General features: G+C 70.4%; 8 protein-coding genes. 3 read left to right on the top strand and 5 right to left on the bottom strand.

The genetic code is table 11. The features are described 5' to 3' along the window. Nucleotides 1-148 precede the first annotated feature (148 nt). A complete protein-coding gene (locus tag NBZ83_RS11135; RefSeq protein ID WP_261556332.1) occupies nucleotides 149-562 on the top strand; it encodes an SsgA family sporulation/cell division regulator in 414 nt (137 codons plus the stop codon). A gap of 49 nt (nucleotides 563-611) precedes the next feature. On the opposite strand, the gene uvrA is transcribed toward NBZ83_RS11135, so the two are convergent. Beyond that, nucleotides 612-3,542: an excinuclease ABC subunit UvrA gene (gene uvrA / locus NBZ83_RS11140; RefSeq protein WP_261568515.1), complete on the bottom strand. Its 2,931-nt coding sequence runs from the start codon at nucleotides 3,540-3,542 to the stop codon at nucleotides 612-614. Nucleotides 3,543-3,842: 300 nt separating this feature from the next. Between uvrA and NBZ83_RS11145 the strand changes: the two genes are divergently transcribed. Beyond that, a complete protein-coding gene (locus NBZ83_RS11145; RefSeq protein WP_261574904.1) occupies nucleotides 3,843-4,544 on the top strand; it encodes an MBL fold metallo-hydrolase in 702 nt (233 codons plus the stop codon). 714 nt (nucleotides 4,545-5,258) lie between these two features. On the opposite strand, the gene NBZ83_RS11150 is transcribed toward NBZ83_RS11145, so the two are convergent. Beyond that, nucleotides 5,259-6,005, bottom strand: a complete 747-nt coding sequence (locus tag NBZ83_RS11150; RefSeq protein WP_261574905.1) for an SDR family oxidoreductase — start codon at nucleotides 6,003-6,005, stop codon at nucleotides 5,259-5,261. A 107-nt stretch (nucleotides 6,006-6,112) separates the two neighbouring features. Here NBZ83_RS11150 and NBZ83_RS11155 point away from each other — a divergent pair, with 107 nt between their 5' ends. Beyond that, nucleotides 6,113-6,706 carry a TetR/AcrR family transcriptional regulator gene (locus NBZ83_RS11155; protein WP_261568518.1) on the top strand — a complete coding sequence of 198 codons (594 nt, stop codon included), beginning with the start codon at nucleotides 6,113-6,115 and terminating at the stop codon, nucleotides 6,704-6,706. A gap of 183 nt (nucleotides 6,707-6,889) precedes the next feature. Here the strand turns inward: NBZ83_RS11155 and NBZ83_RS11160 are convergent, their stop codons facing one another. The 3 genes from NBZ83_RS11160 to NBZ83_RS11170 form a co-directional block, all read right to left on the bottom strand. Further along, on the bottom strand, nucleotides 6,890-7,591 hold the full coding sequence (locus NBZ83_RS11160; protein WP_261574906.1) for a dihydrofolate reductase family protein: 702 nt from the start codon (nucleotides 7,589-7,591) through the stop codon (nucleotides 6,890-6,892). A gap of 52 nt (nucleotides 7,592-7,643) precedes the next feature. Continuing rightward, complete coding sequence (locus NBZ83_RS11165; RefSeq protein WP_261574907.1) at nucleotides 7,644-8,297, bottom strand: alpha/beta hydrolase family protein; 654 nt, start codon at nucleotides 8,295-8,297, stop codon at nucleotides 7,644-7,646. 95 nt (nucleotides 8,298-8,392) lie between these two features. Beyond that, complete coding sequence (locus NBZ83_RS11170) at nucleotides 8,393-9,364, bottom strand: pentapeptide repeat-containing protein (protein ID WP_261574908.1); 972 nt, start codon at nucleotides 9,362-9,364, stop codon at nucleotides 8,393-8,395. Between the last annotated feature and the right edge of the window lie 301 nt (nucleotides 9,365-9,665).

A 9,665-nucleotide genomic window follows, 5' to 3' on the forward strand; every position in this document is an offset into this window, starting at 1 on the left:
TGGCAGATGGGTGACAGGAGGCGGCAGAATCTCCAGCCGACGGTGATTAATTCGGGACTTTCCGTTGTTTCGGGTGCCCCCGCTGGCGCCCGGCGCGGGGGGCTGCGACCCTCGACACATCGGGCAAGCGAACCGAGGGAGCCAGCACGTGCTTGGTGAGGACGTCACGGCGGAGTTCCTCGTGGACGACGCGGCCAGCCGTGGGCGGGTGACGGTGTTCCAGATCTGCTGGCGCGCGTGCGATCCGTTGGCCGTGTCCATGACCCTGGTGTCCAGGCCGGAGCACCCTGCGCTGCCGCAGGGCAGCTGGGTGGCGCCCCGCGACGCGCTGCGCGCCGGTCTGGAGACGGCGACCGGCGACGGCGACGTGCGGATCGGCCCGGACCCCGCGCAGGGCGGCGTCCGGCTGGACCTCGTCGACGGGAAGCGCCACTCCGTCGTGGTCCTCGCGACGTCGTCGCTGCGTAGCTTCCTGGACCGCACCGAACGGCTGGTGCCGACCGGCCAGGAGCACACCGAGCAGGAGCTGGACACCGTCCTGGCGAACCTGTTCCAGAACTGACCTCGGGGGGCCGGACCGCCTACGGCCCGGCGGGCCGTAGGCGCGAGCCTCAGCGGGCCGCCGCCTGCGCAAGCCGGCGCGGCCGGCCGCCTCCCCCACCGCCGGCTTCGGCCGTCTCCCCCCCGATGGCCGGGACCCGGCCGCCGAGGATCTCCCGTAGGAAGACCGCGGTGTGGCTTTCCTCGACGGCGGCAACGGTCTCGGGCGCCCCCTGGGCGACGACCCGCCCGCCGCCGGTGCCGCCCTCCGGACCCATGTCGATGATCCAGTCCGCCGTTTTGATCACGTCGAGGTTGTGCTCGATGACGATGACCGTGTTGCCGGCGTCGACGAGCCGGCCGAGCACGCCGAGCAGCTTGCGAATGTCCTCGAAGTGCAGCCCGGTCGTCGGCTCGTCGAGGACGTAGACGGTCCGGCCGGTGGAGCGCCGTTGCAGCTCGGAGGCGAGCTTGACCCGCTGCGCCTCACCGCCGGACAGCGTCGGCGCGGATTGGCCGAGGCGGACGTAGCCGAGCCCGACGTCGTTGAGCGTGCGCAGGTGGCGGGCGATCGCCGGCACCGCGGCGAAGAACTCGGCCGCCTCCTCGATCGGCATGTCGAGAATCTCGGCGATGTTGCGGCTCTTGTAGTGGACCTCGAGGGTCTCCCGGTTGTACCGGGCGCCGTGGCAGACCTCGCACGGCACGTACACGTCCGGCAGGAAGTTCATCTCGATCTTGATCGTGCCGTCGCCGGAGCACGCCTCGCAACGCCCGCCCTTGACGTTGAACGAGAACCGGCCCGGCAGGTACCCGCGGACCTTCGCCTCGGTGGTCTCCGCGAACAGCCGGCGGATGTGGTCGAAGACGCCGGTGTAGGTGGCCGGGTTGGACCGCGGGGTGCGGCCGATCGGCGACTGGTCGACCCTGACTGCCTTGTCGAGGTGGTCGAGACCGCTGACGGTCCGATGCCGGCCGGGCACCTCGCGGGCGCCGTTGAGCTTGTTCGCCAGCACGGCGGCGAGGATGTCGTTGACGAGGGTGGACTTGCCCGACCCGGACACCCCGGTGACGGCCACGAAGCAGCCCAGCGGGAATGAGACCGTGACGTCGCGAAGGTTGTGCTCGCGGGCGGCGTGCACGGTCAGCGCCCGGCCCTTCGTCGGCACCCGGCGGATGTCGGGCACCGGGATCTGGCGCCGGCCGGAGAGGTAGGCGCCGGTGATCGACTCCTCGGAGGCGAGCAACTCCGCCACCGGCCCGGAGACGACGACCCGCCCGCCGTGCTCACCCGCACCGGGGCCGATGTCGACCACCCAGTCGGAGGCCCGGATGGTGTCCTCGTCGTGCTCGACGACGATGAGCGTGTTGCCGAGGTCGCGCAGCCGCACGAGGGTCTGGATGAGTCGGCGGTTGTCCCGCTGGTGCAGGCCGATCGACGGCTCGTCGAGCACGTAGAGCACCCCGACGAGGCCGGAGCCGATCTGGGTGGCCAGCCGGATGCGCTGCGCCTCCCCGCCGGCCAGGGTGCCGGCGGCGCGGTCGAGAGAGAGGTAGTCGAGCCCGACGTCGAGCAGGAACGTCAGCCGGGCGTCGACCTCCTTGAGCACCCGCCCGGCGATCGCCTGCTCCCGCTCGCTGAGCTCCAGCCCACGCAGGAACTCGGCGCACTCGCCGATCGCCATGCCCGCGACCTCGGCGATGGACCGGCCGCCGACCGTGACCGCCAGTGACTCGGGCTTGAGCCGGGCGCCGCGGCAGGCCGGGCAGGGCACGTCGCGCATGTAGCCCTCGTAGCGCTCCCGGCTGCTGTCCGACTCGGCCTCCCGGTGGCGGCGGCCGATGAAGCCGATGACCCCCTCGAACGAGGTGTAGTACGAGCGCTTGCGGCCGTAGCGGTTGGTGTAGCCGACGTGGATCTCGGTCTCTCCGCTGCCGTGCAGCACCGCCGTGCGGGCCCGCTCCGGCAGCCCCTCCCAGGGGGTGTCCATCCGGAAGCTGAGGTCCTCGGCGAGGGCGCTGAGCAGCCGCTCGAAGTACTCCTTGTTGTGCCCGCCGGCCCACGGCGCCACGGCTCCCTGGGCCAGGGAGAGCGTCGGGTCGGGCACGACGAGCTCCGGGTCGACCTCCTTGCGGGTGCCGATGCCGCTGCAGTCGGGGCAGGCGCCGTAGGGCGAGTTGAACGAGAACGAACGCGGTTCGAGCTCCTCGAAGGACAGGTCGTCATAGAGGCAGGCGAGGTGCTCGGAGTACATCCGCTCGCGCTCGGGGTCGTCGGCGGGCCGGTCGACGAAGTCGACGAGGACCAGACCGCTGCCCAGGCGCAGCGCGGTCTCCACCGAGTCGGTCAGGCGCCGCTTGGCCGACTCCTTGGCCGCCAGCCGGTCGACCACGACCTCGATCGTGTGCTTGCGCTGCTTCTCCAGCTTCGGCACGTCGGTGAGCGCCACGACGGTGCCGTCGACGCGGGCCCGGGCGAACCCGGAGCTCTGCAGCTCGGCGAACAGGTCGAGGTACTCGCCCTTGCGCCCGCGGACCACGGGGGCGAGCACCTGGAAGCGGGTGCCCTCGGGCAGCTCCAGCAGCCGGTCGACGATCTGCTGCGGGGTCTGCCGGGAGATCGGCCGCCCGCACTTCGGACAGTGCGGCCGGCCGGCGCGCGCGAACAGCAGGCGCAGGTAGTCGTAGACCTCGGTGATCGTGCCGACGGTGGAGCGGGGGTTGCGCGAGGTCGACTTCTGGTCGATGGAGACCGCCGGCGACAGCCCCTCGATGAAGTCCACATCGGGCTTGTCCATCTGGCCGAGGAACTGGCGGGCGTAGGCCGACAGCGACTCCACGTAGCGCCGCTGCCCCTCGGCGAAGATGGTGTCGAAGGCGAGGCTGGACTTGCCGGACCCCGACATGCCGGTGAAGACGATCAGCGCGTCGCGGGGCAGATCGAGATCGACGTCGCGGAGGTTGTGCTCACGCGCGCCACGCACGACAAGTCGGTCGGCCATCGTCGATCCCTCATGATCTTCCGGAAAATCGGACCTGGGCGAGTGTGGCCATGCTACGGATGGGGTCCGACAGTTTTTCCACGGCCGGTCGCCGGCACCGTCCGGCGGGCATCCGCCCGCGGGTCGGCGGCACGGCCGACACCTGACGAAAAATAACGACCTGCCTGGAGCTGGTGTTCCGCACCCGGCGTGGCCTCACGCCGGTCCGCGGCGTCGGTGACCCACGGGGCGCCGACAATCACCTCAGTCGGACGCGACACCTGACCAGACCCAGCTGTCTGCCCGGAGAGGGAGCCACCCATGAGCAACGCCCACGGCGACGAGGCCGATGCGACCACCACCGCCGACGGCTACACCGGGAAGGTCACCGTCGGCGGCCCGGCGGACACCCGGGCCCTGTCCGGCCTGACGGTGACCAAGGTCGCGGTCGGCCCGGCGGACAACAACGCCTACCTGCTGCGCTGCCCCGTCACCGGGGAGCAGCTCCTCATCGACGCCGCGAACGAGGCCGACACACTGCTGCGGCTGGTCGGCGACGCGGGCCTGGCCACGGTGGTCACCAGCCACCGGCACGGCGACCACGTGCAGGCGCTCGCCGAGGTGGTGGCCGCCACCGGCGCGACCACCGTCGCCCACGCCGACGACGCCCCGCAGATCCCCGTGCCCACCTCCCGGGTCGTGCACGACGGCGACGAGATCACCGTCGGCCGGGCGACCCTGCGCGCGATCCACCTGGTCGGCCACACCCCCGGCTCCATTGCGCTGCTCTACGACGCCGACCCCGCCGCCCCGCACCTGTTCACCGGCGACTGCCTGTTCCCCGGCGGCCCGGGCAACACCTTCGGCAACGCCGACGCCTTCGTCACGCTGATGGATGACCTGGAGCGCAAGGTCTTCGGCCCCCTGCCGGACACGACGTGGATCTACCCGGGCCACGGCTTCGACTCGACCATCGGCACGGAGCGGCCGCACCTGGCGGAGTGGCGCGCCCGCGGCTGGTGACGAGTCCGGCGGCGCAGAGCCGCTCCCATACCGCCCTGCCAGGAGGAGCCACGCTGCGGCTCGGATCAGGAGCTACCGATTCCCGGAGACAGTCGCCGATAGCGTCGGCCCTCAACCGGCTCGCTGGTGTGTTCCAGACAGTGGCCCTCAGCCTGGATGCACCGTCGGGTTTGTCCGGTGATCGGTGTTTCGGAGATCGATCTTCGGTATGACGACCTGAACCTGGTCGCCGAGCACGTCCGTCTGCCTGCCTGCCGATGCCGGGTCGGTAGGGACGAACGTGGAGGCGAAGGTCGGCCAAACGACTACCAGACGTTAACCATCGCTACAGATCAACTGAAATGGCGTGGAATCCGATCGGTGCATTCAAGCTGCGGTCGCTCCACCTTGACTGCTTGTCGCCACGAATGCTGACCCCACCCGATCCGGCTCGATGTCGTCGCGCAATTCCTCGGGAATTGGCTTCGCACAGCAACATCCTTCCAGCACAGCCATCGGCCAAGCGATCTCAGATGTCACAGACTCCCGCAGCAGTCCTTGGGACTGGATCTACCTGCATGAAACTGCACCCCAGAATCGGGGCCGTGGCACCGATGCCAACCGGATCCGGGGTCGACGGGATCGGGAATCCGGCCAGTAGCGGGTGGGGAGGCCGCCAACCTGTCGTCAGGCAGCCCGTGCCGCCGGTCGGTCATGCTGGCCCGTGGCCCGTGGTCACGCACCGAATCCACCGTCGATGTTCAGGCTGGAGCCGGTGATGTAGGCGGCGTCGGGCCCGGCGAGGTAGGACACGAACGCGCCGACCTCGGCCGCGGTCCCGAACCGGTCCGTCGCCATGACTCCGAGCATGGACGACGCGGCGGGCCCGTCGGCCGGGTTGGCCTCGGTGTCGACCGGGCCGGGCTGGATGTTGTTGATGGTGATTCCGCGCGGGGCCAGCTCTCGTGCGAGCCCGCGGGTCAGGCTGGCCAGCGCACCCTTGGTCATGGCATAGATCGACCCGCCGGGAAACGGCATGCGGTCGGCGTTGATGCTGCCGATGTTGATGATCCGCCCGCCGTCACCCAGGTGCGCCAGCGACTCGCGGATAGCGACGATCGCAGACCGCACGTTGATCGTCAGCATCGAGTCGATCTCCTCCATCGTCAGGTCGGTGATCGCGGTGAAGCTGCCGACGCCGGCGTTGTTGACCAGGATGTCCAGGCCGCCGAACCGCTCGACGGCCTGCGCGACAGCAGACACGACGTCCTGCTCGTGCATGCTGTCGGCGTGGATCGCGTGCGCGACGCCCCCCGTCGCGACGGCCGCGGATGCCACGGCCTCCGCGCGATCCTCGGAACTCGCGTAGGTGAACGCCACCTTCGCGCCGTCGGCCGCCAGCCGAGCGACGATACCGGCGCCGACGCCCCTGGATCCCCCTGTCACCAGCGCGGTCTTGCCTTCGAGCGGTCCTGCCGTCATGTGCGGTGTCCCTGCGATCGAGTTATGGAGCGTCCCCTCAATAATTCGCACCGACGGCGCCGATTGTCAAACTTGAGGGTTCACTCAATAATCGGTAGAGTCAGGGCATGCCCAGGCCGAGGAAGTTCGACGAGCAGGCCGTGCTCACCGCCGCGAGAGCCAGGTTCTGGCGCGACGGCTACGCGGCCACCTCGGTCCAGGACCTCACCGACGCGACAGGACTGGGGACGCAGAGTCTTTACGGAGCGTTTGGCAACAAGCACGATCTGTTCATCCGGATCCTGGACGACTACTGCACTGATCAGTACGCCGGGCTCGAGGCCGCCATCACCGCCGACCCCAGCCCGTGGCACGGGCTCACGTCAGCTGTCACGTTCGAGGACGACGGCCGCCTTGACCTGCCGCCGCAAGGCTGCCTGCTGGCCAACAGCGCCGCGGCCCTGAGCACCCAGGACGAGCAGGTTCGGACCCGCTCGTACCAGATCTACTCCGAGACCCTCGCACTGTTCGCCCGGCAGATCGCCCAGGCCCAGCAGAGCGGCGAGATCGACACCGACATCGATCCGGAGCAGACCGCCCGGGCGCTGATCGCCGTCATGCAGGGAATCGAGTTCCTGCACAAGTCAGGCATCGGCGAGGACGAGCTGCACCTCGCCAAAGCCGCCGCCCTGCAGCTGATCGAGCGCTCCGTCGCGCGCTGACGGAGCGCGCCACCGTCTTCCGTTACCGCCCCAAACCGACCACGACTGGGTGAACGGCGGACCGTCGAGTCGATACTCGACACCGCGCTGGCCGCCGACAGAACCGGCTCACTACAGCTTGAAGTGCACGGCAAGGGCGGCCGCCGCGCTACAGCAGGCGATGATTGTCCTGGTTGGCCTGGCTCAGATGGTGTTGCCCACGGGGCGCCACGGCTCGGCGCCGGGAGTCTCGACACCGCCCGTGCTCCGGGTGAAGACGAGATGCACGGTGCCGCTCTCCGCGGTCTCCGCTGCCACCGAGTAGTTGTGTTCGAGGCCGCGCAACTCGTCCCAGAGGCGAACGCCGCCGCCGAGGAGGATCGGGGCGATGGCGACGTGGAGTTCGTCGATGAGGCCGGCCCTGAGGAAGTCGCGGACCACCGTCGGTCCGCCGCCGATCCGGACGTCGAGCCCGCCGGCGGCGTCCGCCGCCAACCGGAGCGCCTCCTCGGGCGTGGCCACCAGGAAGCGGAAGGTGGTGCCGCCCGCCATCACGAGGTCCGGGCGCTCCTCGTGGGTGAGCACGAGGACCGGCGCGTGGAAGGGCGGGTTCTCCCCCCACCAGCCCTGCCACTCGGGATCGTTCGAGTGCACATGCAGACCGAACATGCCGGCTCCCATGATCTCGGCGCCGATCTCGACGAAGTAGTTCGCGGCGTAGGTGTCGTCGACGCCCGTCGTGCCCGCGCCGCTCGTGTCGCCGAGCACTCGTTCGCGGAAGGTGCGCGTGGCGGTGTAGGCGTCGACGAGCCGGAACCAGTCCTTGCCGAGTGGATCGTCGGGGGTTCCGTCGGCCGTCGACCCGAAGCCGTCGAGCGAGATGTTCAGATCGGCGCGCACCTTCATCGGCAGTCCAATCCTGGTGATTGCGTAAGACCCTCCCGATCCTTTCGCCGTGTCAGGACGCCAACGCGAACTCCAGGGTCGCCTGCGCGAGGTCGCGCAGGAACCGGTCACGGTCGAAGCCGTCGCCGTCGTCGGCCATGCCCGGCGGGGGCGAGTTCATGAAGCTGAAGTGACCCGCTTTCGGCACGATGCGCAGGTCGACGTGGGCCGATGCGCTTTTCAGGTGGATGGCCTGCTCGACGGACGTGACGGTGTCCAGCTCACCGGCGTAGACAAGGACGGGAACCGTCACCGCGTCCAGGGCGCCGGGAGCGGCGAACCAGCCGGTGGCCGGCGCGTACAGGGCGAGCCGGCTGACACGTGGTTCCCGCGGCACCTTCAGCGGCTCGCCGTCCCGCTCCCAGGGGGTCGCACCGGCCAGGCAGAGGGCGGCCCATCCGCCGATCGAGTGGCCCACCGCCACGGTCGCCGCGTCCGCAGAGGCATGGCGGTGGAGCGCCTCGACCAGCCCGGCTGGTCGCGCGAGCAACTCAGTCGTGGTCGCCTCCCGCGCAGTCAGGCGCTCGAAGCGGGGCGCGATGACCTGGCATCCGTGGGCGGCGAGGTGGTCCAGCAGCGGCCGGTAGCGCTCCGGGTCGCCACCTGCTCCGGCCGCGAAGAGCACGACTCGCTCAGGCGCTGTCGGGCCAAGCATCAGGACATCCATGTCACTCCTCATCAGACTACGTTCGCCCTGTCCGTGCGAGGCGACGGCCCGGGAGCCCCGCCGGCCGGTTCGGGACGGACCGTCGGTTGCGACGCTCACTGGTCGTCCGGTGACTCCGGCTGGCCCCATGACACCGGGCGGACCAGCCAGGTCGGCAACCGGGTCGACCTGTCCCCCCGGGCGGTGTCCACCTGTTCCTGGGACAGCGCACCCACGTGGGTGAGGTCGGCTCGGCTGAGCCGGGTGTTGGTGAGGTTCGCATCGTCGAGCCAGGCACGAGTCAGGTCCGCCCCGCTCAGCCGGGCGCTGGTCAGGTTCGCCCCGTCGAGCCAGGCACCGCTCAGATTCGCCTCGCGCAGCCGGGCGTCGGTGAGGTCCGCCCCGCTCAGGACGGCGCCGGTGAGGTCCGCCCTGCTGAGCATGGTGCCGGCGAGATTCGCCCCAGCCAGGTCAAGCTGGGCCAGGCTGGCGGGTCCGGTGAGGTCGGCGCCGTTGAGATCGGAGCGCGGGATGCCGTCTCGGCTGGGGAGACGGCCCAGGACCTGAACGGCGGCGCGGATGTCGGCCGCTGGGGGCACGGGTCGCTGTGGTTCGTCGTCGGGCCCGCCGCGAGAGGCGGACCGCTGAGCGAGAGCGGTGCTGCGGACTCGGACGAAGGCGGAGAGGACCGCGACGACGGTCCGCTGGTCGGCGGGCGAGTCGACGGCGATACGTTCCAGGGCGTAGATGCCGCCAAGCCGGATCGTGACGTTGTCCGACCCGAGCTGGTCGACGGCACGGGTGTAGAGCTCGCGGACGTGGGTGTTCTCGTTCGCGCGACGGATTTCGGCGTTGGCCTGGCGGGTCTCGTCCAGGGCGATCAGAGCGCCGACGACGACGACCAGGGCGGCGGCTGCGGTCAGCAGCCCGCTCTGCAGTGCAGCCCTGGCCTGTTGATCGTCGTACTCCCGGCCGGGTAGGACGAAGACCCCCGCTATCGCGGTAGCCGCCAACACGCCGGCAATCCCGATGGAGATCAACAGCCCACGTCGCCCAGCCCGCCGGACCGCTCCCCCGTTGTCCGTCATGGGCAGCGTTCTACTCCATGCGGGACGCGCGTTATGGAAGACGAGCGTTCCCGTGGGGTTCCGCCGCGGCCTACCCGGTGGCGAGGGGGTCGACGACCGAAGGCTCGGGTCCCGACTTCAGCCCACCGGGCCGGGGTGACGGCGCCGGAATAGCGTGCGCTGCGGGGCGGGCTGCGGCTGCGGCTGCGGCTGCGGCTGCGGCTGCGGCTGCGATGGACGATGCCGCGGGCCGCGCCTCGGCCACGCCGATCTGGGCGGTTTCGGTCCTGGTGGCAGCGGGCCGAGCGGCGCCGGGTGGCGG

The organism is Frankia gtarii (genome assembly GCF_025403375.1).
In the GTDB taxonomy this organism is placed as follows: Bacteria; Actinomycetota; Actinomycetes; order Frankiales; family Frankiaceae; genus Frankia; species Frankia gtarii.